The 25,548-nt window shown below is 68.9% G+C and carries 23 protein-coding genes and 1 pseudogene; 10 read left to right on the top strand and 14 right to left on the bottom strand.

The window, feature by feature from the left end; translation table 11 throughout:
* Positions 1-14 precede the first annotated feature (14 nt).
* The 3 genes and pseudogenes from ABJD39_RS07040 to ABJD39_RS07030 all read left to right on the top strand — a co-directional run.
* Positions 15-482: pseudogene (locus ABJD39_RS07040) on the top strand (cation:proton antiporter regulatory subunit); the annotation flags it as partial.
* Positions 483-583: 101 nt separating this feature from the next.
* Positions 584-1,786: a cation:proton antiporter gene (locus ABJD39_RS07035; protein ID WP_348613419.1), complete on the top strand. Its 1,203-nt coding sequence runs from the start codon at positions 584-586 to the stop codon at positions 1,784-1,786.
* 126 nt (positions 1,787-1,912) lie between these two features.
* Entirely contained in the window at positions 1,913-2,779 is an 867-nt protein-coding gene (locus ABJD39_RS07030) for a CheF family chemotaxis protein (protein WP_348613417.1), read from the top strand.
* 83 nt (positions 2,780-2,862) lie between these two features.
* Here the strand turns inward: ABJD39_RS07030 and ABJD39_RS07025 are convergent, their stop codons facing one another.
* From ABJD39_RS07025 to cheB, 6 genes are all read right to left on the bottom strand, one after another.
* A complete protein-coding gene (locus tag ABJD39_RS07025; RefSeq protein WP_348613415.1) occupies positions 2,863-2,988 on the bottom strand; it encodes a hypothetical protein in 126 nt (41 codons plus the stop codon).
* A 96-nt stretch (positions 2,989-3,084) separates the two neighbouring features.
* Entirely contained in the window at positions 3,085-3,897 is an 813-nt protein-coding gene (locus tag ABJD39_RS07020) for a CheF family chemotaxis protein (RefSeq protein WP_348613724.1), read from the bottom strand.
* Between the two features lie 92 nt (positions 3,898-3,989).
* On the bottom strand, positions 3,990-5,216 hold the full coding sequence (locus ABJD39_RS07015) for a HEAT repeat domain-containing protein (protein WP_348613413.1): 1,227 nt from the start codon (positions 5,214-5,216) through the stop codon (positions 3,990-3,992).
* The gene (locus ABJD39_RS07010; protein ID WP_348613411.1) at positions 5,216-6,040 is read right to left on the bottom strand and encodes a CheR family methyltransferase; all 825 of its coding nucleotides are present in this window, start codon (positions 6,038-6,040) and stop codon (positions 5,216-5,218) included. The genes ABJD39_RS07015 and ABJD39_RS07010 overlap by 1 nt, the downstream gene beginning before the upstream one ends.
* Positions 6,037-8,331, bottom strand: coding sequence for a chemotaxis protein CheA (locus ABJD39_RS07005; RefSeq protein WP_348613409.1), 2,295 nt, complete (start codon positions 8,329-8,331; stop codon positions 6,037-6,039). Before ABJD39_RS07005 ends, ABJD39_RS07010 begins: the two co-directional genes overlap by 4 nt.
* A 49-nt stretch (positions 8,332-8,380) precedes the next feature.
* Entirely contained in the window at positions 8,381-9,427 is a 1,047-nt protein-coding gene (cheB, locus tag ABJD39_RS07000; protein ID WP_348613723.1) for a chemotaxis-specific protein-glutamate methyltransferase CheB, read from the bottom strand.
* A gap of 188 nt (positions 9,428-9,615) precedes the next feature.
* Here cheB and ABJD39_RS06995 point away from each other — a divergent pair, with 188 nt between their 5' ends.
* The 7 genes from ABJD39_RS06995 (at position 9,616) to ABJD39_RS06965 (ending at position 15,336) form a co-directional block, all read left to right on the top strand.
* Positions 9,616-10,068: a chemotaxis protein CheW gene (locus ABJD39_RS06995; protein ID WP_348613407.1), complete on the top strand. Its 453-nt coding sequence runs from the start codon at positions 9,616-9,618 to the stop codon at positions 10,066-10,068.
* A 77-nt stretch (positions 10,069-10,145) separates the two neighbouring features.
* Positions 10,146-10,841: an RAD55 family ATPase gene (locus ABJD39_RS06990; protein WP_348613405.1), complete on the top strand. Its 696-nt coding sequence runs from the start codon at positions 10,146-10,148 to the stop codon at positions 10,839-10,841.
* Positions 10,841-11,305: a hypothetical protein gene (locus ABJD39_RS06985; RefSeq protein WP_348613403.1), complete on the top strand. Its 465-nt coding sequence runs from the start codon at positions 10,841-10,843 to the stop codon at positions 11,303-11,305. Before ABJD39_RS06990 ends, ABJD39_RS06985 begins: the two co-directional genes overlap by 1 nt.
* A 322-nt stretch (positions 11,306-11,627) precedes the next feature.
* Complete coding sequence (locus ABJD39_RS06980) at positions 11,628-12,254, top strand: RAD55 family ATPase (protein ID WP_348613401.1); 627 nt, start codon at positions 11,628-11,630, stop codon at positions 12,252-12,254.
* Positions 12,255-12,715: 461 nt separating this feature from the next.
* Positions 12,716-13,051: a DUF5783 family protein gene (locus tag ABJD39_RS06975; protein WP_348613400.1), complete on the top strand. Its 336-nt coding sequence runs from the start codon at positions 12,716-12,718 to the stop codon at positions 13,049-13,051.
* Between the two features lie 64 nt (positions 13,052-13,115).
* Positions 13,116-13,502 carry a NifU family protein gene (locus ABJD39_RS06970; RefSeq protein ID WP_348613399.1) on the top strand — a complete coding sequence of 129 codons (387 nt, stop codon included), beginning with the start codon at positions 13,116-13,118 and terminating at the stop codon, positions 13,500-13,502.
* Positions 13,503-13,770: 268 nt separating this feature from the next.
* Positions 13,771-15,336, top strand: coding sequence for a sulfatase (locus ABJD39_RS06965; protein ID WP_348613397.1), 1,566 nt, complete (start codon positions 13,771-13,773; stop codon positions 15,334-15,336).
* A 110-nt stretch (positions 15,337-15,446) separates the two neighbouring features.
* Here the strand turns inward: ABJD39_RS06965 and ABJD39_RS06960 are convergent, their stop codons facing one another.
* From ABJD39_RS06960 to ABJD39_RS06925, 8 genes are all read right to left on the bottom strand, one after another.
* Entirely contained in the window at positions 15,447-16,373 is a 927-nt protein-coding gene (locus tag ABJD39_RS06960; protein WP_348613395.1) for a ketopantoate reductase family protein, read from the bottom strand.
* A gap of 74 nt (positions 16,374-16,447) precedes the next feature.
* A complete protein-coding gene (locus tag ABJD39_RS06955; protein WP_348613393.1) occupies positions 16,448-16,783 on the bottom strand; it encodes a DUF7130 family rubredoxin-like protein in 336 nt (111 codons plus the stop codon).
* 149 nt (positions 16,784-16,932) lie between these two features.
* Complete coding sequence (locus ABJD39_RS06950) at positions 16,933-20,508, bottom strand: DNA polymerase II large subunit (RefSeq protein ID WP_348613391.1); 3,576 nt, start codon at positions 20,506-20,508, stop codon at positions 16,933-16,935.
* The gene (locus ABJD39_RS06945) at positions 20,505-20,684 is read right to left on the bottom strand and encodes a hypothetical protein (RefSeq protein WP_348613389.1); all 180 of its coding nucleotides are present in this window, start codon (positions 20,682-20,684) and stop codon (positions 20,505-20,507) included. Before ABJD39_RS06945 ends, ABJD39_RS06950 begins: the two co-directional genes overlap by 4 nt.
* 88 nt (positions 20,685-20,772) lie before the next feature.
* The gene (locus ABJD39_RS06940) at positions 20,773-21,192 is read right to left on the bottom strand and encodes a PPC domain-containing DNA-binding protein (protein ID WP_348613387.1); all 420 of its coding nucleotides are present in this window, start codon (positions 21,190-21,192) and stop codon (positions 20,773-20,775) included.
* Between the two features lie 266 nt (positions 21,193-21,458).
* A complete protein-coding gene (locus tag ABJD39_RS06935) occupies positions 21,459-22,760 on the bottom strand; it encodes an O-acetylhomoserine aminocarboxypropyltransferase/cysteine synthase family protein (RefSeq protein WP_348613385.1) in 1,302 nt (433 codons plus the stop codon).
* Between the two features lie 96 nt (positions 22,761-22,856).
* On the bottom strand, positions 22,857-24,143 hold the full coding sequence (gene metX, locus ABJD39_RS06930) for a homoserine O-acetyltransferase MetX (protein ID WP_348613383.1): 1,287 nt from the start codon (positions 24,141-24,143) through the stop codon (positions 22,857-22,859).
* The gene (locus ABJD39_RS06925; protein ID WP_348613381.1) at positions 24,140-25,444 is read right to left on the bottom strand and encodes an O-acetylhomoserine aminocarboxypropyltransferase/cysteine synthase family protein; all 1,305 of its coding nucleotides are present in this window, start codon (positions 25,442-25,444) and stop codon (positions 24,140-24,142) included. Before ABJD39_RS06925 ends, metX begins: the two co-directional genes overlap by 4 nt.
* Positions 25,445-25,548 lie beyond the last annotated feature (104 nt).

Genomic DNA, 25,548 nt, shown 5'->3' with positions numbered 1-25,548 from the left:
CTCATCACCCACGCATGACGGTTTACGAATCTGACCTCCCCGGCGTCGGCAAGAAACACGAGATAGAGTTGGGTGGCGAGGAGCGACTCATCGTCGTCACCCACAACACCGGCAAGCGGGAGGTGTTCCGACGGGCGGACGCCGACAGCGACGCCGAGAAGCTGTTCGTGTTGTCCGACGGTCTCGCGCGGACCGTGGGGACGGTGCTGGAGGGGGCGTACTTCCAGCCGGTGGCCACCGAGAACATCGACACGGTTCTCGGCGGCGACGCGCTCATCGAGTGGTACGAGGTGCCCGAGAACTCCGAACTCGCGGGCGAGACGATCCAGGCCGCGGACGTCCGCCAGCGCACCGGCGCGTCGATCATCGCGGTCGAACACGGCGACGAGGTGACGCCGAACCCCGACCCCGGCGCGGGCGTCCGCGCCGGCGACACCGTCGTCGTCATCGGCTCGCGCTCGGAGGTCGATTCCTTCCACGCCACGTTCATCGAGTCCGGCGGCGGGAACGGTGTCGGCGGCGACATGGTCGGCGGAACGGGTGACGGCGACGTGGTCGATGAGTCCGACGACGGCGGGAGCTGATGGCGGCGGGATCGACCGCCGCGGCCGGCGAGCTCCACGGCCTGCTCGCGCTCGGCGTCCTGATCGCGGCCGCGACGCTCGCCGCCGCGGTCGGCCGGCGCGTCGGGATCCCGACGGTCCCGCTGTACGTTCTCGGCGGGGTGCTCGTCGGCCCGCACGTTGCCGGCGCCGTCGGGCTCCCGTCGATCGCGCCCGCCGAGGTGCTCACGCTCGCGGAGGTCGGGGTCGTCCTCCTCTTGTTCTTCCTCGGACTGGAGTTCAGCATCGACCGGCTGATCGCCGCCCGGAAGAAGCTCTCGGCGGCCGCCGCCGTCGACCTGTTCGTCAACTTCCCCGTCGGCGTCGCGCTCGGGCTCCTGTTCGGGCTGGGCCCGCTCGGGGCGTTCCTCGTCGGGGGGATCGTCTACATCTCCTCGTCGGCGGTGATCACCAAGTCGCTGGTCGATCTGGGCTGGATCGCGGACCCGGAGGCCGAGCCGGTGCTCGGAACGCTCGTCGCCGAAGACCTCGTCATCGCCGTGTATCTCGCGCTGGCAGTCGCGCTCGTCGCCGGCGGGTCGCCCGTCGACGCGCTCCCACGGATCGCGGTCGCGCTGGGCTTCCTGATCGCGTTGGCGCTCGCCGCCCAGCTACTCGCGCCGCGGCTCGCCCCCTATCTGGGCACCAGTGACGAGGACCTCGTCGTCCGGACGCTCGCGGTCGCGCTCGTGATCTCCGGGCTGGCGCTGTCGGTCGGCGCCAGCGAGGCGGTCGCGGGCTTCTTCGTCGGCGTCGGCGTCGGCGCCACCCCGCTGCACGACCAGGTCGCCGACCGGATCGCGCCGCTTCGGGACGCGTTCGCGGTCGTGTTCTTCGCGTGGGTCGGCCTCAACACCGACCCCGTCGCCGTCGCCGGCGTCGCCACGTTCGTGCTCGCGGCGGCGGCGCTGTCGGGGCCGGCGAAGGTGATCAGCGGCGGGATCGGCGGCCGGCTGTACGGCCTCTCGCCGCGGCGCTCGCTGCGAACCGGGCTCGCGCTGGTGCCGCGCGGGGAGTTCTCGCTCATCATCGCCGCGTTGGCGGCGACCTCGCCCGACCCGACGATCGCCCGGGTGATCCCCGCGTTCGCCGTCGGCTACGTGCTCGTGATGTCGTTCGCGGGCACGCTCGCGATGAGCGAGGCCGACCGGATCGAGCGCCTCTTCGGCGTGGGCGACAGCTGATCCGGCGCTGTCACGGACGGCTGACCGATCGCCCTCACAGGCTGCGGGTGTCGCCGGGCCGTCCCGGTTTTCATCGCTGAACACCGGTGCGAAACCGTCAAGTCGACCGACTCACTGTCGACAGCTATGAGCGAGACGGTCGTCGCCGACTTCGTCGGTCGGTTCTTCGCGCCCGGCGTCGAGGGCGAACCGCCGACCGGCCGGATCATCCTGAGTCAGCGACGGCTCGTGCTCGCGGCCGACGGCTCCAAGGAGACCATCCCGCTGTCGTCGGTGTTCGACGTGAAGGTGGGGCAGGTGCCGCCCGAGATGGCCGGCTACTTCAACGACACTGTCACCGTCGCCTACCGCACGGACGACCGGCGCGGCGTCGCGGCCATCGAGGGGAACGACACCAACATCGACCGCTTCGCGACGGTCCTGTTCAAGGTGCTGCTCAACGGGACGAAGGCGCTGGTTCGGCATCCGGCGAAGATCGGCGGACGCGTCGTCGAGACGGACGCCCACACTGCCCGCCTCGACGTGACCCAGGGCGCGCTCTCGTTCGAGGGCTGCCCCGAGCCGTTCACGGTCGACCTGCGCGGCGTCGTCTCGGTCGAGCGCACCCAACGCGACCTCGGCAACGGCACACACCCCGTCATTTCCTTTCGACACATCGAGGACGGAACCGCCGTCACCTCGCAGGTCGGGCTGGACTCCGAGCGCCTCACCAACGTGCTCGGCCGGTATATCCGGCTGCGCTACGCCGACGTGCAGGAGGAACTGGCCGACGTGGAACTCGGCGAGGCGGAGACGGAGGTGCTCGTCGCCGCCTACTCCGCGGGCCCGGGCGTCTCGCTGGCGAAGGTCGTCGACATCGAGCCCCAGCGACTCACCATGCTGCTCAACGGCCTCATCGACGAGGGACTGCTCGTCGACACGGAGGAGGGAACGGCGCTCACCGCCAAGGGCCGCGTGGTCGTCGGGCAGCGCATCGAGGACGTGAACACCTGAGAGAACTGCTCCGTCGACCGCGATCGGCCGGACACGACTCTCGGTGAAATCACCGGTGAGTGGGCCCGCTTATCTCACGCCGCTCAGGCGAGTTCGGTTTCGGGCTCGAAGAACTGGCTCAACACGGCGAAGGTGGTCCCCATGACTCCTCCGATCAGGAGCCCCTGCCTGACGTCGCCGAAGAACGCTCCCAGGACAGCGGGGATCACGAAAGCCACTACGAAGAACACACTCGCGCGAACAACCTTATTTTCTAACATATCCTACGATGCTATTCGGATCGTAAGTATCTGACTGTGAGGAGTCTACTGCTCGTTCATCGCCTCGCTGGCGATGTTGCGCCCGCGGGGCTCCAGCGCGACCTCGCGGCGGGTGCGCACCTCCTCCAGCACCTCCGCCTCGATGAGCCGCTCGAAGATCTCTTCGACGCGGTCGACGCTCATGCCGAGGAAGTTCGGCACCTCGAACGAGGAGACGCCCGAGTACAGCGCCATCAGCACCTCCCGCTCGGACTCGGACAGCTCGACGGCGCCGCGGTTGCGGTCGTGACCCCGCCCGAGGTACGACTTGATGACCGCGACCAGCCACGGCTTTCCCGAGAGGTACGTCTGCACGCTCGTCCCCTCGTCGTCGGTGTGTTCGGCCTCGATGACCGGCGCCTTCTCGTCCGTCACGGTCCGCTCTGTCTCCTCCAGCGTGCCGATGTCGTCGAGTTCGAGCCGGACGAACGCGCCGCTTTGCTGGGCGACCGAGATCCCGTCGGCCTCCACCTTCAGGCGCGCCTGCTCCCACTCGGTGTCCTGGACGACGCCGCCCTTGATCGCGGGGTGGCGCGCCCTGATGACCTTTCGGTCGAGGAACGCGCGGTAGAGGTCCGTCCGGAACTCCTCGTGCTCCTCGGCGGCGAGGAGGAACACGTCCTCGCCGATGCGGAGGCTGACGTAGTTGGAGACGCGCTGGATCTCCTGGTTGGCGTCGTACCGGCCGCCGATGCCGTCGACCGACGACAGCGCGATCGTCCGCTTGCCGCCGTTGCCGACGAGGACGACCCGCTTGTTCGAGAGGACGATCCGGCCGGTGGTCCACCCGACGTCGTTGAGCTTCCGTCCGCCCTTCATCGCCTGCGCGAACTTGCCGCGGGTGTCCGCGACCTTGTACTCCTCGTCGCCGCGCTGCTGTCCACCACCGCCGTTCCGCTGGCTGCTGTCGCTCACTGTCTAACACCTCCGAGCTTCGACAGCGACGCGAACGCCCGCTTGCGGATCTGCTTGTCCACGTCGCTGTCGGTTATCACGTCGAGCGTCTCTTTCGCGCGGTCGCCGCCCACGTCGCCGAGGGCGTACGCCGCCTTCGCCCGTGCGTCGACCGACGCGTCGTCGTCCTTTACCAGGTCGATGAGCGTCGACTCCACCGCGAGTCCCTCCAGGTTGGTGATGCTTGTCGCCGCGAACTGCGCGGTCATCTTGTCGTCGTCGTCGAGGGCGTCGACGAGCGCGTCGAGCACGTGGTCGGGCGGCTCCGCGCTCGTCACCCGCCCGAGGAACCAGACGGCGTTGCGCCGCTGGCGCGCCTGCGTCGCGTCCTCCAGGATCTCTACGAGCGGACCGGTCACCGTCTCGTCGTCGGCGTCTTGGAGCTCGGAGACGACCGCATCGCGCACGGCGTGACTCTGCTTGGTCGGCGCGTTCGCGAGCAGTTCGATGATCGAGAACACCGCCGCCCGGCGCACCGTGTCGTGCTCGTCCGCGAGCGCCCCCGCCAGCTTCGGCACCGGCTTCGCCGAACTCGCGTTGCCGAGCGCCGAGGCCGCGAGCCGCCGAAGGCTGACGTTCTCGTCGTCCAACAGGTCCAACAGCGCCGCGAGCGCCTCGCCGCTGGCGATGGTACCGAGCGCGTCGGCGGCGGCCGACTTCACCGCGGGATGGTCGTCGTCCAATCGCGCCTTCAGCCGCCCGACCGCGCGCGGATCGCCGATACGCCCGAGCGCGAGACAGGCGCGCTCGCGCACCCTGGGGTCCGGATCGGCGAGGCGCTTCGCCAGCGGGCCGACGGCGTCCCCGTCGCCCATCCGACCGAGCGCGTTGGCGGCGGCCATCCGGTACTCCGGGACGTTCGCGCCGCCGAGCACCTTCGCGAACGCGCGGACGGCGGCCCAGTCGGCGGCGTTCGGATCCACGCCCGTCTCCTTGGCGATGAGCCGCTCGAGCCCGTTGCCGCCCAGTTCGTCGAGACCGTCGACCGCCGCCGCGCGGACGGCGTCCTCCTCGTCGTTCCGGGCGAGGTGGATGAGCACGTCGACGGTCCGGTCGTCCTCGGGATCACCCACGTCGCCGAGCATCTCGGCGGCCCGCCGGCGCACCGCGGCGCTGTCGCTGTTCTTGGCGGTATCGGTGAGCTGCTCCATGTCCCCGTCGCGGGCGAGCGTGTACAGCGACATTATCCCGTGTACTGGTAGATTCGGCTACGCTTCGCGACCGGTTCGAACGACTCGCGCATGTCCGGGGGCACCGTCTCGGTCTTCCCGAGCACGAGGTAGCCGCCCGGCCGGATCGAATCGCGCAGGGTCTCGAACAGCCGGCCCTTGTACTCGCTGTCGATGTAGATCAGGAGGTTGCGACAGAACACCAGGTCCATGTCCGCCTTCGGTCCGTCGCGGATGAGGTCGTACGGCTCGAACGTGACTCGCGACTGCACCGACTCGCGCACCCGGAAGACGCGCTCCTCCTGTTCGACGTACGCCTCCGGGTCCGACAGCGGCGACAGCTCCTCTCCGATGTCCGTCGTCCGCGTCGTCTCGTACACGCCCGCGCGGGCGGCGTCGAGCGCCTCCTCGCTGATGTCGACGGCGGTGATCTGAAGGTGGCGCTCGTTCACCTCGTCGTCGTCGGCCGCGAGCATCGACAGCGAGTACGGCTCGCGGCCGTCCGCACACGGCGCGCTCCAGGCGTCGACGCCGGCACGTCCGTTCTCCTCGGAAAGATCCCGCAGCACCGAACGAAGGTCCGCCCACATGTCCGGGTCACGAAAGAACCCGGTCACGTTGATCGTGAGCGCGTCCAGCAGCGCCTCGCGCTCCTCGTCGTCGTCCTCGAGAATTGCGCGGTACTCGGCGTGGTCGTCGGCGTCGCGTCGTTGTATCCGCGCGGCGATCCGCCGCCCGAGGTACGCTTCGTTGTAGTAGCCGGGCTCGAACGGGACGCGGTCCTCCACGAAGTCGATGACGCCCTGCAGGTCGCCGGCGTCGCCGCGCGCGCGGCTCATCGCCGTCCCCCGAGCGTCTCCACGTCGAGAATGCTCACCACGTCGCCGTCGCCGAGGACGGCCGTCCCCGACAGCCCGGGGATCCCCGAGAGGATCCCCTCCAGCGGCTTCACGACGACTTCCTCTTGATGGAGCACGTCGTCGCAGTGGAGTGCGACCGGCCGCTTCTCCTCGTGGATCCGCAGGAGCATGCCGTCCTCGTCGCTATCGTCCCCAGTACCGTCGTCTCTCGAACGACTTCGTTCGACCTCGCTTCCCCCGTCGGCGAGCGCACTGCCTGCTCCGCCTCCGGCGGCCGCGCCGGCGGTGCCGAGCACCTCGCGCAGCCGAACGACCGGGTAGATGTCGTCGTCGTGGCGGACGATCTCGTCGCCGTGGGCCACGTCGATGCCGTCGGCGCGGCTCACCTCCGCGATGTTCTTGATCGGGACGCCGTACTCGACGCCGTCGACCTCGACGAACATCACGCGGACGATGGCGACCGTGACGGGTAGCTTGATCTCGAAGCGCGTCCCCTCGCCGGGCGTCGAGTCGAGGGTGACGCTCCCGTCGAGGTCCTTCACCGTCGTCCGCACCACGTCCATCCCGACGCCGCGTCCGGACACGTCGGTCACCTCGTCGTTGGTGGAGAAGCCGGGGTGGAAGACGAGTTCGCGCGCCTCCGCGTCCGACATCGCCTCGACCTCGGCGCGGGACTTCACGCCCTTCTCGACGGCCTTCTCGCGCAGCGCGTCGGCCTCGATGCCGCCGCCGTCGTCCTCGACGACGATGGTGACGTGATCGCGCTCGCGGTCGGCCCGCAGCTCGATCGTGCCGGTCGGGTCCTTTCCGGCGGCCTCGCGTTCCTCGGGCGACTCGATGCCGTGGTCGACGGCGTTGCGGAGGATGTGAACCAGCGGGTCGCGGATCTCCGTGAGGATGGTTCGGTCCAGCTCGATGTCGCGGCCGTCGATGTCGAAGTTCACGTCCTTCGACTGGTCGCGGGCTAAGTCGCGCACGAGTCGGGGGAACGTGTCGACGACCGCCGACAGCGGGATGAGCCGCATGTCCATCACCGTGTCCTGGAGGTTCGTCGAGATCTTGTCCAGTTCGTCGAGGTTGTCGGAGTCGATGGCGGCCTCCTCCATCTCCCGCCGGAGCTTGATCCGGCTCGTCACCAACTGCTCGACCAACCCGTACAGGTCGTCGAGCTGCTCCACGTCGACCCTGACCGACGAGATGTTGTCCGACGACGACGTGTTCGATCCGCCGCTCCCGCCGGATCCGGATGACGAACGGCTGTCGTCGTCGTCTTCGCTGTCTTCGCCGTCATCATCTCCGCCGCTCCCGGCTTCTGCAGCGTCGCCCGTGTCGTCAGTGCCGGCGTCGTCGACCGCATCGGTGCCAGTCTCGTTCGCGTCGATGCCGGTCTCGTTCGCGTCGATGCCAGTCTCGTTCGCCCCGGTTCCCGCGTCGTCGCCGGGGGCCGGATCGACCGCGCTCACCTCGACCGACTCGACCTGGCTCACCGCGTCGACGCCGGCCTCGACGGTCGCGCCCGCGTCGGCGACGACGTACAGGTCGAACGTCCCCTCGAACTCGCCCTCCTCGATCGCCTCGCGGTCGGGATCGCACGCCATCCCGCCGAAGCCGTCCTCGACGGCTTCGAGCACGAACATCGCGTCGATGCCGGGCATGTCGGCCCCGCCGAGGTCGACGCGGGCGCGGTAGACCCCCTCGTCGTCGCCGAGAGAGAGTCCGTGGTCGAACTCAGGGTCCACGGCGGCCGTGTCGTCGCCGGCGTCGTCGGCTTCACCATCGGAGCCGCCAGAATCGGCAGCTGAATCGTCGTCCGAGTCACCGTCGTCGGACCCGGTCACGGCGTCGCCGGGCTCGGACGCGCCGTCCCCGCTCTCGCTGCCGAGGGCCTCGGCGCCCTCCTCCGCGAGCACCCGGAGGTCCTCCTCCACGCCGGTCGGGTCGATGTTCGTGTCGCCCGATTCGTCGATCTCCCCGAGCATCGCATCGAGCAGGTCGACCGCCTCGAACAGGCGGTCCATCAGGGCGCCCGACACCGCCATGTCGCCGCCGCGGACCTCGTCGAGCAGGTCCTCCATCGCGTGTGCGAGCCCGGAGAAGTCGCCGAAGCCCATGGCCGCGGCGTTCCCCTTCAGCGTATGTGCGGTCCGGAAAATGGCGTCCATCGCCTCCGGGTCGTCCGGGTCCGACTCCAGCGCGAGCAGGGAGTTGTTCAGCTCGGTGATCCCCTCCTCGGACTCGCGGACGAACGCGCGGATGTGGGCCTCGCTCACGCGGACCACCTCCGGTGGGCCGTGTGCGCTCGACGTGAATCGTCGTCGCTCATGCGCGCTCACCCGCGATTCCCGCTGCGATGTCGTCCAGCGGAAGCATCGAGTCGACCGCGCCGGTCGCGGCCGCGCGTTTGGGCATCCCGTACACCACGCAGGAGTCCTCGTCCTGCGCGAGCACGCGGGCGCCGGCCCGCGAGAGTACCTGTACGCCGTCGCTCCCGTCGCCGCCCATCCCGGTGAGGATCACGCCGATCAGCGGGTCGTCCACCACCTCGGCGGCCGACCGCATCGTCACGTTCACCGACGGGCGCACGCCCTCCCCGCGCTCCTCGTCGATCACCTTCAAGCGGAGCCGACCGTTGCGTGCGTTCGTGATCTCCAAGTGGTGGCCGCCTTTGGCGACCGCCAGTTCACCCCGGCCGAGCCGCATCCCGTCCTCGGCTTCCCGAACCGAGAGATCGCAGGCGTCGTCGAGGCGGTTCGCGAACCGCCCGGTGAACGCTTCGGGCATGTGCTGGACGACGACGCCGCGGAGGTCGGCGTCGGCCGGAAGCGCCGAGACGACCCGCTCGACGGCGTCGGGGCCGCCGGTCGACGAGCCGATGATCAGCGTCGTGTTCGGCTCGACGGTCGTCCCGGCCGAACTGCCTGCGGACGACGCGTCCGGCGACACCGGCGCGCCCCCGCCCGCGGCGGCCGTCGCGGCATCGTTCCGCCGGCGTCGCCCCGTCCGCGAGACGTCCGCGCCGGCGACCGATCGAACGGTCTCGACGAGCTGCTCCTCCAGCCGGGAGACGCCCATCGACACCTCCCCGCCGGGCTTGGCGAAGAAGTCGACCGCGCCCGCGTCCAGCGCGGCGAACGTCTCCTCGGCGCCCTCGGCGGTGTACGCCGACAACATCAGCGTCGGCGTCGGGTTCTCGGCCATCAGCCGTTCGACCGCCTCTATCCCGTTCATCTCGGGCATCTCGACGTCCATCGTCACCACGTCGGGGTCGGCGTCGGCGACGACCGACAGCGCCTCGCGACCGTCCGCGGCCTCGCCGACGACCTCGACGCCCCCGGACTCCAGGATGTCCGAGATGAGTCCCCGCATGAACCGCGAATCGTCCACCACGACCGTTCGCGGCGCCCGCGCGCTCACGGCGCACCCCCCGCCGGTCGTGCGGCGTCTCGAATCATGCTCTCGCCTACCGATACGCCGTTATTGAAGTCACCGTCCCGAATTTCACTGCTGATACCTCGTGCGCTACCGTTAAGCGAGCGGATTCGGGGATCGGTTGTATGGCAAGCAGTCAGCGCGCAGCCGACGGAGACGCCGTCTCCGCCGAGGAGACGACGCAGGTGCTGGAGTTCGGGCTCGGCGACGAGACGTACTGTCTCGACATCGCCTACATCGACGAGATCGTCGACGCGGGCGATCTCACGGCGATCCCGAACTCGCCGCGACACGTCGAGGGGGTGATGGATCTGCGCGGCAAGACGACCACGATCATCGACCCGAAGACGCTGCTCGGCGTCACCGGCACGGGCGCCCGCGAGCGGATCATCGTGTTCGATCCCGAGGAGATCGACGACGGCGGTACCGTCGGCTGGGTCGTCGACGAGGTCTATCAGGTTCGCGACGTACCCGCCGATCAGGTCGACGAGGCGACAACCGCCGGCGACGACGCCGTCCGCGGCATCGTGAAAGGCGACGACCGCTTCGTCGTCTGGGTGGAACCGCGCACGGAGTGAGCGCGCCCCTACCCCGGAGTATCACTGCTGAGTATCGGGGAGTAGTCCTTATCTGACCCCTCGTTCCGTGGTGTGGTATGCGCGTTTCGAGCGGCGTTGTGGGATTCGACGACCTCGTCGGCGGGGGGCTCCCGGCCGAACGGCTCTACGTCGTCTGCGGACCGCCCGGAAGCGGAAAGACGACGTTCTCAGCACAGTTCATCGCCGAGGGCGCTGCCGACGGCGAGCGCTGTCTGTTCATCAGTATGCACGAGAGTCAGGCCGACCTCGAGCGGGACATGGCGGCCTACGACTTCGGCTTCGAGGGGGCGCTCGATTCCGGGTCGGTGACGTTCCTCGACGCGTTCTCCTCGGAGGGGAAGCGTTTCTTCGGTATGCCCGGGGACCGTCGCGACGTCAACAGCGTCACCAACCGGATCAGCTCGTTCGTCGAGTCGCGTGACATCGATCGGGTCGTCATCGACTCGACGATGTTGCTGCGGTATCTCCTCGACGACGACGACGACACGACCATGCGGTTTCTCTCGGCGCTCAAGCGAACCAGCGCGACGACGTATCTCATCTCCGAGATGACGGACCCCTCGGCGTACGCCGACGAGCATTTCCTCGCGCACGGCGTGGTGTTCTTCCACAACTACATGGAAGACGACGGGATGCGCCGCGGCGTTCAGGTGGTGAAGATGCGCGGCGCGGACGTCGACACCGACATCCAAGACCTTCGGTTCACCAGCGACGGCCTCGTCGTCGGCGACGACCGGACGGTCACCCATTGATGTACGAGACACGACTGGGAACCGACTGGGAGGACATCTCCGGAACCGAGGCGATCCGCCGGGCGTACGCGCTCGGCGTCGCGGCCGCGTTCGGCTACGAGAACCGCGAGGAGTTCGACCGCCTCCGGGACGCGCTCGACACGTCCTACGATCGGAGCATCATCGACCTCGCGTACCAGGAGGGGAAACACGAGGCGGAGGTGATCCATGCCGACAGCGAGGCGACCGACGGCGACGCCGTCTGGAAGCAGCTGATCGAGGGTGCCGCCCCGCCCAGCGACCTGTCCGATCCCGACAGCTCCGCCGAGGGATCGCCGACCGGCCGACCGATCACCGCCACGGAGTTCCCGCCGGCGCTCGGGCGCGCGGGACTGCTCGACGGTGGCGACGACCTCGGCGCGCTCGGCTTCCCCGCGTTTCTCGGCTCGGCACCGAACTCCGGGAGCCCGGATGATGAGTCGTGATCCTGCGCGGGACGGCCCGATCGGTCCGCTTCGAGCTGAGCCGACGGGACAACCGCCGTCCGGGTCGGCGGACTCGCTTCGAGCCGAGCGGACAGGTTCATTTCGGGCCGGGTCGACAGGCCCGTTTCAGCTCTGAACGACCGCAGCGTCCCTCGTTGACTGCCCCGACCGGTTCAGCCAGAGCGGGGTCGTCCGTCGTGACTGCGGAACACGACGCTTCGATCGCCCGTGACGGAGGAAACACGTGAGCCTGTACCGATCTGAGCTGTCGTTTCCGTCGGTTTGGACAAAGGTTTTAGCTGTCCGACGCATGCTGACGCGTATGCTGGAGGACGCCCCGCTGTCGCTTGACGGCGGTGGGGGAGGCGAGAGCCTCCTCATCGCCGGTCCGCCCATGACCGGCAAGTACGCGCTCATGCTCCGCCTGCTGGCGGAGGCCGGCGATCGCGGCGTCCTCATCACCACCGGCGATCCCGCCGAACAGGTTCGCGCGGACTACGCGGATGTCGCCGGGGTCGCGCCCGAATCGGTCGGTGTCGTCGACTGCGTCTCCAAGCAGCGTGGCGGCGACCTCATCGAGGACGACCTCGTCAGGTACGCGTCCTCCCCGAAGAACGTCACGGACATCGGAATGAAGTTCACCGACCTGTACGAGGCGTTCCGCGAGACGGACGGATCCGTCAGTGTCGGCATCAACTCGCTGTCGGAGCTGTTGATGTACCTCGACCCACAGGACGTGTACCAGTTCGTCCGCGTGCTTACCCGCCAGACGCAAAGCGAGGGGTGGACCACCATCGCGGTGATCAACTCCACGATGCACGACGAACAGACGCTGCACACGATGTACGAGCCGTTCGACACCGTGATCAACACCCGCGAGGAGAACGGCGCCCGCGAGCTCCGCGTCCGAAACCGGACGCAGGCGGCGACCGCGTGGACGACGTTCTGACGCTGCCTTCGTTCTGACGCTTCCTTCGACGGCGGCGAGCGCACACGTTCGACAGCCTGACTTCTCACTGATACCCGCACAGTGACCTCTCACTGACTACCCGCACAGTGACCTCTCACTGACTACCCGCACAGTGACCTCTCACTGACTACCCGCACAGTGACCTCCCACTGATACCCGCACAGCGTCGACCGCGCGCACGTCGTTCGTCGGGCGTACCGCGGTCACCCTCGGCCTCCTCCCCGCTAGCGTTGCAACCGTCCGCGCTCCGAACAGGTCCGACTGCCCGGGACTCGGAGGGGCTTTCGACTTGGGGGCAGCCCGGCACCGGAGTTGAACACGCCGGTGAGCCGTCGCCGGCTGCTGTCGATCGTCCGGAACGACACTGATTCGATATCGCAGCATACCATTTACTACTGCCGACCGTCGCCCTTACACCAGTCCCCGTGGATCGTCCGATAATGGCCGAGTTCGACCCCGAACTGTTCGAGGACAAGTACGCGAACTACTTCTCGGAGCTCCAGCGGGCGTACAAGAACGCCTTCGAGACGATGAACGACCGGTTCGACTCGGAGCTGATCCACGCCATCGACCAGCAGATCCTCAACGAATCCGAGCCGTTCTACGACGAGGACAGCGGGGCGTTCACCGTCGACCTCCCAGAGAACCCGACCGAGCGCTTGACAGCCATCGTCGTCGACGACGAGAAGGTGGCCGAGACGCTCGACCGGTACGTCGCGGAGATCGAATCGGAGCTGTACCGCGTCTTCAGCCTCGAGCCGCCCGAAGATCGGTGATCGCACGACTGCGAGACCCCGCCGAGCACAAGGTTGAAACCCTCGTGCCGCCAAGCAGACGGTAATGAGCGCCGACTCTCAGGACGACGGCGGCGAGGACGAACTGCGCGAGCGCGTGACGAACTTCCTGCGCCGTAACTTCCCGCAGATACAGATGCACGGCGGCAGCGCAGCCATTCAGCACCTCGACCGCGAGACGGGCGAGGTCCACATCTCGCTGGGCGGTGCCTGTTCTGGCTGCGGCATCTCGCCGATGACGATCCAGGCGATCAAGTCCCGGATGACCAAGGAGATCCCCGAGATCAACGAGGTCGTCGCCGACACGGGCATGGGGTCGGGCGCCGACGGCGACCTCGGCGGGATGGGGCACTCCGACGACGGCATGTCCCCCTCGTTCCCCGGCGAGTCCTCGGACGGCGAGGACGACGAAGGGCCGCAGGCGCCGTTCTGATCGGGCGACTCGTCTCCGTTTTCCTCTCTCTTTCGTCTTCGAACCGCACAGCGACCCGCTCGGTTCTCGTTGGGTCTCGACCGACCAGCCGCTGATTTCGGAGCCGCGCGTCCGTCTCTCGACTGTCCTCGCCGTGTCGCATGCTGACCGTGCGCAGCAAGCATAAATTGGATACCGCGATATCGAATGTCGCCCGATCGAATCCGGGTGCCGTCGCAGCGCCGTGAAGACCAGAAGAGAGATTACTCGCGAGCGGGATTCGGGGCACATGAGCGACGATTCGCCCGAGAACGTGCTGTTCGTCGTGCTCGACACGGTCCGGAAGGACCGGCTCGGGCCGTACGGCTACGACGGGGGGACCACGCCGGGGCTTGACGCGTTCGCCGAGGAGGCAACGGTGTTCGAGAACGCCGTCGCGCCCGCGCCGTGGACGCTTCCGGTGCATGCGTCGCTGTTCACCGGGATGTACCCGCACCGGCACGGCGCCGACCAGGAGAACCCGTACCTCGAGGGAGCGACGACGCTCGCCGAGACCCTCTCGGCGGAGGGATACCGGACGGCGTGCTACTCCTCGAACGCGTGGATCACGCCCTACACCCACCTCACCGACGGCTTCGACGATCAGGACAACTTCTTCGAGGTGATGCCGGGGGACTTCCTGTCGGGGCCGCTCGCGAGGGCGTGGAAGGCGATGAACGACAACGAGGCGCTGCGAACAGTCGCCGACAAGCTCGTCTCGCTGGGCAACGTCGCCCACGAGTACCTCGCGAGCGGCGAGGGCGCCGACTCGAAGACGCCCGCCGTGATCGACCGCACGAAATCGTTCATCGACGACAGCGAGGCCGGGGGCGACGACTGGTTCGCGTTCATCAACCTGATGGACGCCCATCTCCCGTATCACCCCCCCCAGGAGTACGTCGACGAGTACGCCCCGGGCGTCGACTCGACGGAGGTATGCCAGAACTCCAAGGAGTACAACGCCGGCGCCCGCGACATCGACGACGAGGAGTGGGCGGCGATCAGGGGACTGTACGACGCGGAGATTGCCCACATCGACGACCAACTCACTCGGCTGTTCGACTGGCTGAAGGAGACCGACCGCTGGGACGACACCGCGGTCGTCGTCTGTGCCGACCACGGCGAACTCCACGGCGAACACGACCTGTACGGCCACGAGTTCTGTCTGTACGACCAGCTGATCAACGTCCCGCTCATGGTCAAGCACCCGGCGCTCGACGGCGACCGGCACGAGGACACCGTCGAACTCCTCGACACCTACCACACGGTGCTCGACGCGCTCGACGTGGCGGGCGGCGAGTCCGCCGGCGCCGGCGAGGAGGCGGTCGCGCTCGACCGCACGCGCTCGCTGCTGTCGGCCGACTACCGCGAGTTCGCCGGCGTCGACGAGGCCGACCGCGACCCGGGCCAGCGCGCGTCGCCCGAGGGCGAATTCGGCTTCGTCGAGTACTCCCGGCCCGTGGTCGAACTGAAGCAGCTGGAGGAGAAGGCGTCGAGCGGGGGGATCGAGCTGCCCGAGAACTCACGCTTCTACTCGCGGATGCGCGCGTCCCGCGCCACGGACGCGAAGTACGTCCGCATCGATCGGGTCCCGGACGAGGCGTTCCGGCTCGACGAGGACCCCGAAGAGGACAGCAACCTCGCCGACGGCGACGACGACCGGATCGCCGAGGCCGAGGCCAGATTGGGGAAGTTCGAGGCGGCCGCCGGCGGCGCGTGGACGGACGCCGACGAGGCCGAGGTGACCGACGATTCGCTGGCGGAGATGGACGACGAGGCGACCGAGCGACTCCGCGACCTGGGCTACGTCGAATAAGCTCCGTTTCGGGGTTCCGTACGGGGGTTCCCCGAAAATCCGATTCTACCGAGCGATCGCTTGCCGTAGTCGGGATTCGGAGAACGCACCGCGGTTCGTCCGACCGCTGTTCACTCCTCGATCCGCTCCCGTTCCCACGTTCGGATGAGATCCCCCATCGTTCGGTTCGTCGGCGTGTCGATCCCCGCGGTTGCGCCGCGGTCCACGACGGCGCCGTTGATCGCGTCGACCTCGGTCCGACTCCCCGACTCGATATCTTGGCGCATCGACGAGCGGTTGGCCGCGGTCTCCGCGACGACGGTGTCGACGGCGGCGGCCGCCTCGTCGTCGGCGAGGTCGACACCCTCGGAACGAGCGACGCGCGCGGTCTCACGGGCGGCGCGGTGGGCGACCGCGCACCCCGGGCCGTCCGCGAGCGCTCCGTTCGTCACGCGCGCGAGCGCGGTCACGGCGTTGATGCCGGCGTTGACGGCGAGCTTCTCCCAGCGTCGCCGCGGCATCTCTGCGGCTGCCGTGCAGTCGAGGCCGGTCTCGCGGAACGCGGCGGCGACGCGCTCGGCCCGGTCGCTCGTGGCGTCGGCGTCGTCTGTGAGCCGGTCGTCCGCGAACTCACCGACGTGGATCCGCCCGATTCCGGTACAGCGCACTTCGCCGGGACCGACGAGCTCGGCACCGTAGGTGGCGGACCCGGCGAGCACGCGGTCGCCGAGGTGCTCCGCGAGCGTCTCTTCGGTGAGGCCGTTCGAGAGCGAGCAGACGAGGTCGGGATCGCCGGTTGCAAGCGTCCGGGCGGCCGCCTCGGTGTCGTACGCCTTCACCGTCACGAGCGCGAGATCGCAGGTCAGGTCCTCGGGCGTGGGGGCGGTCGTCGCCCGCGGTCGGGTGTGGGCGTCGAGTTCGCCGACGATGCGGAGCCCCTGCCCGGCGATCCGCCGGGCGTGCGGGTCGCGGGCGACGAGCGTCACCTGGTGCTCACGGGCGAGCAGTCCGCCGACGAGACTCCCCAGCGCGCCGGCGCCGAACACGACGATCTCCATGACCTCGGGTGGGTCGGGGACGAAAAGAGCGGTTCGGTCGACCGGTCAGTCGTATCGTCGGTTCGGCCCGCGGATCAGTCCTCCGTCCAGTAGTAGAGGTCCTCCTTCGGGCTGTCGCAGTTGGGACAGTTGTCCGGGAGCCCCTTGCCGATCTCGCCCATCTCGCCGCACTGCGTGCAGCGCCACATGAGGTGCCCCTCGCCGAACTCGTGGCCGGTGCGGGCGTGATCGACGCTCAGCGCCTCGTACCCGCCGCGCATCGTGACGTAGAACCCGGCCTCGTCGAAGCCGCGGAGGGTCCCCAGTTCGGTGCCGTCCTCGTCGTAGACGCTCATCCCGAGGTTCAACCGCTCCAGTTCCTCCTCGGTCACGTCGCCATCTTCGGGCTGCTCCCCCGAGTCTCCGACCATACCGGAAGGGCGGTCGGATCCGTGCTAAAGACCCACGTCGGTTCCCGGGATCCACGAAACCGCCGTGGGTCGGCCGATTCGCGGGATCCGCGCCCGTTTCGCCGGGAGATCGCGGCACCGGGGCGAACGGAGACGGCGCGACCGCCAGCTCACATGAAATCCGCAATGCTCCCCTGCTTGTTCTTGTCGTTCTCGAACACCGACTCCAGCGAGCGTTCGAGGATCTCCAGCCGCTGGATGGTGTACTCGCGGCAGCCGAACTCCTTGGCGACCCGCAGCGCCACGTCCATGTACTTGTTCACGGAGCCGCGGTGGACGGTGAGCGTCATGTCGCCGCCGCACTCGCGGCAGTCGCCGGTGAGCGGCATCCGGCGGTACTTCTCCCCGCAGTCCAGACATCTGGTCTCCTGTCTGGAGAACGCCCGGAGGTTCCCGATCAGGTCCGGCAGGAAGTGGTACTCGATAACGCGCTCGGCCACGTCCGTCTCGTCGACGGCACGGAGCTTTCGGGCCAGCGCGAGCTGGGCGTCCATCTTGTCCATCATCGACCCGAGTGTCTTGTACGCCGACAGATCCGGCCCGAGCGCGATGTCGGTCGTGTCGTGGGTGTGGTCGAAGCCGCGGTACTCGTCGTCGGTGCCGAGGGTGTCCTCGCCGATCTGGATCAGGTCCTCGACCTCGCCCGGGTCCGCCATGTCGAGGGTCGCCTCGTAGAACTCGCGGGGGTACTGCCGCACGATGTCCATGTTGTGCGCCTCGTCGTCGATCTCCGAGGGGTCGATCCGCGAGGACATGACTAGCGGCGCGTCCATCTGCCCGCCGCGCTGGTCCGGGAGGAACGCCTTGCTGAAGTTGAGCAGGCCGTCCATGAGGAGCATGACGCAGTCCTCGTCGCCGTCACAGTTCCGGCGTTTAGCCGCGTGAAAATACGGGTGCGCATAGCCGACGGCCGCGCTCGTGAACCCCACGACCCGACCGACCACGGCCGCGCTCGTGTGTGGCGCCATGCCGAACACCAACTCGCCCACGAGGTCGTCGCGCTCGTTCACCTCGTAGAACGGTTCCAGATCGTAGAAGTCGGTGAGGAGTTCGTCGACGAAGTCGGCGGTCTTCATCATGTGCTCGGCGGCGCCGTTCGAGAGGACGATGTCCTGCACCTTCAGCTCGATCAGCTGGTCGTCGTGGACGAGCGGCTCGCCGTCGATATCGGTCTCGTAGCCGAGCTCGCGGAAGTGGTCGGCGGTCACGTCCAGTTCCTCCGGCCGGACCGACGTGACCGGGAGGTCGGTCATGTCGTAGCGGACCGTCCCGTCCTTGAACGACGTGACGCCGTGTTTCGCGCGGAAGATCCCCTTCTCGATGGGCTCCGGCGTCTTGTCCGCGGAGGACAGCCCCTTGACGCCCTTCAGGATCTCGAAGCTCGCCTCGCGCTCGTCGGTCCGCTCCAGCGCCGACCAGTACTCCTCGTTGAGGTCGATCTCGTGCCAGTCGGGGCTCTCCACGTCGCGTTCGCAGCGCGGGCACTCGACGCGGCCGGACTCGTCCGGCTCACACAGCGTCCCGCACTCGTCGCACTCGTAGTAGGGTTCGGTGTGTGCGCCGCAGTCGGGGCACTCGGGCTTGAATGTATGTTCCCCGCAGTCGGGGCACTCCCGCTCGCCGACCAGCACGTCGTAGACGCCCTTCCCCTTGTCCGTCCGATTTCGGGCGGCCTCGCCGACGGAACGCTGGTTGCCCCCGAGTTCAGTGATCGGAAAGAGCGTGTGGACCGCCGGCGAGAGGTCGCGGCTCTCGGACTTCTCCGGGCGACCCATCCGGTTGCCGATCCGCGTGGGGGCGCGCTCGCGGACCTCGAAGTCCGTCACCTCGTTGACCGCACGGATGGCGTTGTCGCCGCCGTCCCACTCGCGCGCCTTCTCGGAGAGGTCCGAACGCGCCCACTCGCGCCGGAGGCCGTCCGTGACCCCGAGCTGCCGGAGCAGCGGGCGGAAGTCGGGGATCCGGAGGGCGTCCTCGGTCTGGGTGTGCTCGACGAGCAGCGTCTCCAGCGCGGGGCGCACCGTGTCGGTGTTCTCGACGACGAGCAGGTCGCCGGTGACCTCGCCGGCGGCGACCGCGGCGGCGACAGCGTCGTACTCCGCGACGGAGATGTCGTGCCAGCAGTAGGTGTAGGCGGGGTGCAGCGGCGCGTCGTACTCGTCGACCCACGCGAGCGCCTGCTCGGCGTCGGGGTCGTCGAGGTCCGTGGTGAGGTCGTCCTCCAGCGCTTGGAGGTCCGCCCCCGCCTCGGCGAGGTCCTGCTCCCACCACTCGCGGACGTAGGAGGCGGGCGCAAGCGGGTGATTGTTCTCGATGAACTCGCCGAAGTTGACGAGATACTCGCCCAGGTCGAGCACCTCCTCGACGCCGTTTCTGACCTCCTTGGCCTCCGCCGGGTCGTCGATGCGGCGCACGTCGCCGTTCGCCAGCCTGACCGTCGGCCCGTCGATGGAGTCGACGGGGACGACGCCCCCGGCCTTTCCGGGGCGCTCGGTCTTGATCTGGGTGCCCGTCGCGAGGAAGTCGTCGACGATGTGCATCGTCGCCGGGTGGACGCCGGCGGTCGCGAAGCCGTGGTTGCGTGCCCGACCGTATCGGAGTCGGAACCCGCCCGACTCGGAAGGATGGCCGAAGACGGGTCTCCCGGCGATCAGGTCCCGCAGGAACTTCTTGGACGGCTCCGGGCGGACCGGACCGGCCGGTCCGTCCTCACCATCGTCTGCGTCGCCGTCGCCCGCGTTCTCGTCGCCGTCGCTGCCGCTGTCGCCCTCCTCACCGCCCTCGACATCGTCGCCGGCTGCGTCGTCGGTGTCGTCGGCGGCGGCCGCGTCATCATCCGCGTCGTCGTAGTAGGTGCCGTCGATGAGGTCCTGGAGCCACGGCCAATCGACCTCGTCGAGCTGGCGGGTGTAGCGCTGGATCTTGGGCGCCTTGAGCGCGATCCCCTCCGCGAGGACGAGACACATCCCGCCGCGGGCGTTGTTGGTGTCAACCCGTTCGAGGTCGCGGAACCCGGAGACCTCCTCGTCGCCGGTGGCCTCCCCGTCCAGCATGATCGGCATGTGCTCGGCGATGAACTTCGTCTCCTTGTCCTTCGGCGTGTACTGAAGGCCCGTCTCCTTGTCGTAGAGGCCGATCTCCTCGGCGTAGCGTTCGACCTCGTCGTCGCGGGCGCGGTACTCCTCGATCCCGAGCAGCGCGCGGGCGTAGTCGCCCACGAGCACCGATAGCGCCTGCGCGGTCCCGCCGGCAGAGCGGATCGGGCCGGCGTAGTAGACGTTGATGAACTCGGTGCCGTCGTCGTTCTCGAGGATCTCGACGCGGTCGATCCCCTCGATGGGCGCGGCGACGACCCCCTCGGTGAGCAGGGCGACGGCGGTCCGCACGGCGCCCTCGATCTTGCCCGCCCGCGAGTCGAAGTCGCCGACGGTGCCCTCGACGAAGTCGGTGACGAGTTCGAGGGCGGCCTCCTCGCGGGAGAACTCCTCCTCCAGTTCGCGGACGCGCTCGGCGACGCCCGGGATCCCGAGGATGTTCTCGACGCGGTCGGCCATGTCGCGGGCGACGGGGATCTCGATCTCCGTTTCGGGGTCCTTTCCCTGTGCCTTCGCGGCCTCGGCACGTTCGAACGCCTCGTCCAGCCTGTCCTCGATCCGTGTGAAGTAGCGCTCGTCGTCCGGTCTCATGTCGTCGCCTCCGTCGACCCCTCGCTCGCCTCTTCCGTCGATCGCCCGCCCGTCTTCTCGATCGCCTCCACGGTCGTGACGCACCGCGGTCGCGTCGTCGGTGACGGCCCCGGAGCCGGCGTCACGGCGGCGACGAACGCGTCGCCTCGGCCCGCGTGTCGGGGTCGTCGGTGCACGTCACCTTCCTGTGCGGGGGAAGGTGATAAGCGGTTCGTCGTCGCCGGCGGATCACCGGCGTGCCGCCTGCCTCCGATCCTCCACAGCCTACAACCAGAGGTCGAGGTCGGTCACCTCGTCGTGTTCGCGCTCCAGCGGCTCCTCGAACGCGCGGAGGTACACCTCGCCCGCGAACACGGTCCCCCCGTTCAGGTGGCCCGCCAGCGCCTGCCCGCTGCGGCGCGACAGCACCGCGTGGGTGTGGGCGAAGCGGTCGCCCTCCAGCAGCGCGATGTTGCCGACGCAGGCCGCGACCTCAAGCGGCTCGTCGAACGTCACCGACTGGTACTCCTGATCCTCCTGGTCGTAGAACCACACCTCGGCGTCCTGGACGGCGCCCATGGCGTTGAACCACGCCGCGTCCGTATCCACCTCGTCGGCGAGCGACTCGATCTCCTCGCGCCAGTCGGCGCCGTTGTCCAAACTCGCCATGTACTCGCCGGTGACCTCGACTTCTCGGTAGTTCATACCCGATGCGTCGACCGACCGGCAGTAAAACGTTGCCGCCGCGGTAGGGGAGACGTCGCGCGCGTTCGGCCGACGCCCCGCCCGGCGGGCGAGGGTTCAAATCCGATGCCGGGACCAGCACCGGCGATGCGACGCTGAGAACTGTCGCCGACGGCGAGGCGGGTGCGCGGTCCGACCGTCGGCGCGCGGAGGTGGCTCGATCGACACTGCAATACTGCGGTCGATCTGGTCACACAGGCCGCCTGTCAGCCCCTCCGGAGCCGCAGCTATCGCGTCGCCTGGGCGATGGCCCGGTCGAGGTCGGTCACGATGTCCTCGGGGTCCTCCACGCCGACCGAGAGCCGGACCATGTCGTCGCTGACGCCTGCGGCCAGTTGCTCCTCCTCGGTGAGCTGCTGGTGGGTGGTGCTCGCGGGGTGGATGACGAGCGTCTTGGCGTCGCCGACGTTCGCCAGCAGCGACGCCAGCTCCGTGTTCTCCACGGTTCCGCGCGCTGCCTCGTAGCCGTCGGCCAGCCCGAAGGCGATCATCCCCCCGTAGCCGCCGTCGAGATATTCCGACGCCTCGGTGTGCGTCTCGTGGTCCGGGAGCCCCGGGTACGTCACCCACTCGACCGCCGGGTGGTCGGCGAGGTGCTCGGCGACGTGCTGGGCGTTCGCGCAGTGGCGGTCCATCCGCATCGGCAGCGACTCCAGCTTCTGCATCGTCGCCCAGGCGTCGAACGGCGACTGCGCGCTCCCCAGGTCCCGCAGGCCGCGAGCGATGGCTCCGTACGTGAGCGCCGCGTCGCCGAAACGCTCGGCGAAGTTGACGCCGTGGTAGGCAGGATTGTCGGCGCCCAGTTCTGGGAAGCGATCGGCGTGTTCGCCCCACGAGAACGAACCACCGTCGACGAGCACGCCGCCGACCGTCGAGCCGGAGCCGTGGATCCACTTGGTCGTCGACTCCCACACGAGGTCGGCGCCGTGCTCGATCGGCCGGCAGAGATACGGCGTGGCGAACGTGTTGTCGACGAACAGCGGCACGCCGTGCTCGTGGGCGATGTCGGCGATCCGCTCGATATCGGGCGTAACGAGCGCCGGATTCCCGATCGTCTCCAGGTGGACGAACGCCGTGTCGCCGTCGATCGCCTCCGCGTAGGCGTCGTAGTCGAGGGTGTCGACGAATCTGGTTTCGATCCCTCGACGCTCCACCGTGTGCGTGAGGTAGGTGTACGTGCCGCCGTACAGCGACGACGACGAGACGATGTTGTCGCCGGCGGAGGCGAGCAGGAACGTCGCGAGATCGAACGACGCCATCCCGGAACTCGTCGGCACGGCGCCGACGCCGCCCTCCAGCGACGCGAGCCGCTCGCCCAGCCGTGCCACCGTCGGATTAAGCAGCCGGCTGTAGATGTACCCCTCCTCCTCCAGCGCGAACAACCGCGCCGCGTGGTCGGCGTCGTCGAACACGTAGGAGGTCGTCTGGTGGATCGGCGGGGCCCGCGCGCCCGTCGCCGGGTCGGGTTCCGCGCCCTCGTGCACGCTGCGCGTCCAGAAGCCGTAGTCGTCGGTGTCTTCATCGGGCATCTCGCTCAGTCGTACCGAGGCCGACGGCTAAGCACTGCCGCCGATACGGAAATTCGCCGGCGTCCGTGACGTCACCGACCCGTTCGAGCCGTGCGGCTACCCCGGGAACAGGCTCGCGTGGACGGGCGCGCGGTCGGGCCCGCCGGAGTGGCCGCCCGAGCCACCGCGATCGTTGCGCTCGTCTCCCTCATCGCGGACGGCGCGTCCGTCGACGCCGTCGGCGAGGAAATCGCGCAGCGGCGGCCCCACGGACTCGGGTTCGACGAGGAACGCGTCGTGGCCGTGATCCGATTCGACGACGTGGTGTGCCGTCGGCACGTCCACGTCGCGGGCGGCGTCCGCGAGCGCACGCGACTGCTCGACGGTGAAGTGCCAGTCGCCGGTGAACGACAGCGCGAGCAGTTCGCCCTCGAAGGCGGCCAGCGCCTCCGCGTCGGAGCCGTAGTCGGCGGCGAGGTCGTACTCGTCCATCGCCCGCGTGAGATAGAGGTAGCTGTTGGCGTCGAACCGCCCGGTGAACGAGTCGGCGTTGTAATCGAGGTACGACTCGACCTCACGGTACGGGAAGAACCGATCCGTCGGGTCCGCTGGGGCGTCGCCGAAGGCGCCGCGACCGGCCGTGCGGCGGCCGAACTTCCGGCCCATCGACGCCTTCGAGAGGTACATGATGTGGCCGATCCGACGGGCTTGCGCGAGGCCGTCGTCGGGGTTCGGTCGGTCGGCGCCGTAGTAGTCGCCGCCGTTCCAGTTCGGATCGGTGGTGATCGCGCGGCGCGCGATGGCGTCCAGCGAGAGGCATTGCGTGTCGAGGCGCGCGGCCGTGGCGACCGCGGCCACGCGGCGCACGTCGTCGGGGAAGCGTTTCGCCCAGTCGAGCGCGTTCATGCCGCCGACGCTGCCGCCGACGACGGCGTGCAGGCGGCCGACGCCGAGACGGTCGAGGAGCCGGCGCTGTGCGCGCGTCCAGTCGCCGACGGTGACGGGCGGGAAGTCGGTGCCCCACGGTTCCCCATCCGGCCCCTCGGACGGCGGGCCGGAGGAGCCGTAACAGGAGCCGGGGACGTTCACGCAGACGACGTAGTACTCGGTCGTGTCGATGGCCTTCCCCGGGCCGACCACGTCGTCCCACCACGCGCGGGCCTGGCCAGCGGTCTGGACGCCCGTGTCGCCGTCGTCGCCCGCGTCGCTCCCGTCCACCGCGTCGGCGTCGTGGTCCTCGCTGCGGGGCGCGTTCGAGACGTGCTGGCTCCCGGTGAGCGCGTGGCAGACGAGGACCGCATTGTCGCCGTCGAACTCGCCGTACGTCTCGTACGCGAGCGTCAGGTCCGGCACCGACTCGCCGCACTCGAACTGGAACTCGCCGACCGACTCAACGGCGGTCATCGCGTCGCCTCCGCGATGGCGCGGTCGAGGTCGCCCACGATGTCCCCTGGGTCCTCAATGCCGACCGACAGGCGCAGCAGATCCGGGCTCACGCCGGCTGCCTTCTGTTCCTCCTCGGAAAGCTGTGCGTGCGTCGTGCTCGCCGGGTGGATGAGCAGCGACCGCGCGTCGCCGATGTTCGCGAGGAACGAGATCAGCTCCACCTCCTCACACAGACGTTTCCCGGCGGCGAAGCCGTCCTCCAGCCCGAACACGACCATGCCGCCGAAGTCGTCGAGGTACTCTGCGGCGGACTCGTGAGTGGGGTGATCCTCGAATCCGGGGTAGGTGACCCACGCGACCTCGGGGTGGTCACGGAGATGCTCGGCGACGATCCGGGCGTTCTCGCAGTGCTTCTCCATGCGGATGGGGAGCGTCGAGAGACCCTGGAGCGTCTGCCAGGCGTCGAAGGGGGACTGCGGGTTGCCGAGCGTGCGGACGCCGCGGTGGCGCGCGACCTGCGTGAACGCGCGCTCGCCGAAGTGTTCCGAGAAGTCGACGTCGAAGGCGGGGTTCTCCCCCGACAGTTCCGGGTAATCGGCGTCCGGGTGGTCCCACGGGAAGGTGCCGCCGTCGACGAGGACGCCGCCGACGGTGGTGCCCGCCCCGTGGATCCACTTGGTGGTGGAGTTCCACACGACGTCGGCGCCGTGGTCGATCGGGTTGCACAGCACGGGGGTTCCGAAGGTGTTGTCGACGACGAGCGGGACCGCGTGCTCGTGAGCGATCTCGGCGATCCGTTCGAAGTCGGGCGTGACGAGCGACGGGTTCGCCAGCGTCTCGACGTGGACGAACGCGGTGTCGTCGTCGATGGCGTCCTCGTAGGCCGCGTAGTCGGTGGTTTCGACGGTCCGCAGGTCGACGCCGCGCCGGGAAGCCATGTGTCCGAGATAGGTGCTCGTGCCGCCGTACATGTCGGCGCTGGCGACGACGTTGTCGCCGGCGCGCGCGAGCAGGCTCGTCACCGTGTCGATGGCGGCCATTCCGGAGGCGGTGGCGACGGCGTCGACCCCACCCTCCAGGTCCGCGAGCCGCTTCTCCAGCACCCGCGTCGTGGGGTTGGAGATGCGCGTGTACACGTCGCCCTCGCGTTCGAGGGCGTACAGGTCCGCGGCCGTGTCGGCGTCGGGGAACGAGTAGGAGGTCGTCTGGTAGATCGGTGGCGCCCGAGCGCCGGTCGCCGGGTCGCCCGTCCAGCCGGTGTGGAGCGCCCGCGTCCGCGAGCCCCACTCGCCCGTCGGCGCGTCGGCGTCGTCAGTCATGTACTACAGGAATATTCACTCAAACGGATATGCACGACAGTTACGGCAACGTCTGCCGGGTGCGAACGGACTCCCAAAGCCTAAAGCGGAGACCGGCGGAAGCG

The organism is Halobaculum rarum, assembly GCF_040025155.1.
Taxonomy (GTDB): Archaea; Halobacteriota; Halobacteria; order Halobacteriales; family Haloferacaceae; genus Halobaculum; species Halobaculum rarum.
This window is presented reverse-complemented; position numbering and strand designations above follow the sequence as displayed.

Coding starts and splice junctions, on each gene's coding strand:
- ABJD39_RS07035 (WP_348613419.1), top strand. CDS start 584: ATGGCGGCGGGATCGACCGCCGCGGCCGGCGAGCTCCACGGCCTGCTC.
- ABJD39_RS07030 (WP_348613417.1), top strand. CDS start 1,913: ATGAGCGAGACGGTCGTCGCCGACTTCGTCGGTCGGTTCTTCGCGCCC.
- ABJD39_RS07020 (WP_348613724.1), bottom strand. CDS start 3,897: ATGAAGGGCGGACGGAAGCTCAACGACGTCGGGTGGACCACCGGCCGG.
- ABJD39_RS07015 (WP_348613413.1), bottom strand. CDS start 5,216: ATGTCGCTGTACACGCTCGCCCGCGACGGGGACATGGAGCAGCTCACC.
- ABJD39_RS07010 (WP_348613411.1), bottom strand. CDS start 6,040: ATGAGCCGCGCGCGCGGCGACGCCGGCGACCTGCAGGGCGTCATCGAC.
- cheB (WP_348613723.1), bottom strand. CDS start 9,427: ATGCGGGGACTCATCTCGGACATCCTGGAGTCCGGGGGCGTCGAGGTC.
- ABJD39_RS06995 (WP_348613407.1), top strand. CDS start 9,616: ATGGCAAGCAGTCAGCGCGCAGCCGACGGAGACGCCGTCTCCGCCGAG.
- ABJD39_RS06990 (WP_348613405.1), top strand. CDS start 10,146: ATGCGCGTTTCGAGCGGCGTTGTGGGATTCGACGACCTCGTCGGCGGG.
- ABJD39_RS06985 (WP_348613403.1), top strand. CDS start 10,841: ATGTACGAGACACGACTGGGAACCGACTGGGAGGACATCTCCGGAACC.
- ABJD39_RS06980 (WP_348613401.1), top strand. CDS start 11,628: ATGCTGGAGGACGCCCCGCTGTCGCTTGACGGCGGTGGGGGAGGCGAG.
- ABJD39_RS06975 (WP_348613400.1), top strand. CDS start 12,716: ATGGCCGAGTTCGACCCCGAACTGTTCGAGGACAAGTACGCGAACTAC.
- ABJD39_RS06970 (WP_348613399.1), top strand. CDS start 13,116: ATGAGCGCCGACTCTCAGGACGACGGCGGCGAGGACGAACTGCGCGAG.
- ABJD39_RS06965 (WP_348613397.1), top strand. CDS start 13,771: ATGAGCGACGATTCGCCCGAGAACGTGCTGTTCGTCGTGCTCGACACG.
- ABJD39_RS06960 (WP_348613395.1), bottom strand. CDS start 16,373: ATGGAGATCGTCGTGTTCGGCGCCGGCGCGCTGGGGAGTCTCGTCGGC.
- ABJD39_RS06955 (WP_348613393.1), bottom strand. CDS start 16,783: ATGGTCGGAGACTCGGGGGAGCAGCCCGAAGATGGCGACGTGACCGAG.
- ABJD39_RS06950 (WP_348613391.1), bottom strand. CDS start 20,508: ATGAGACCGGACGACGAGCGCTACTTCACACGGATCGAGGACAGGCTG.
- ABJD39_RS06940 (WP_348613387.1), bottom strand. CDS start 21,192: ATGAACTACCGAGAAGTCGAGGTCACCGGCGAGTACATGGCGAGTTTG.
- ABJD39_RS06935 (WP_348613385.1), bottom strand. CDS start 22,760: ATGCCCGATGAAGACACCGACGACTACGGCTTCTGGACGCGCAGCGTG.
- metX (WP_348613383.1), bottom strand. CDS start 24,143: ATGACCGCCGTTGAGTCGGTCGGCGAGTTCCAGTTCGAGTGCGGCGAG.
- ABJD39_RS06925 (WP_348613381.1), bottom strand. CDS start 25,444: ATGACTGACGACGCCGACGCGCCGACGGGCGAGTGGGGCTCGCGGACG.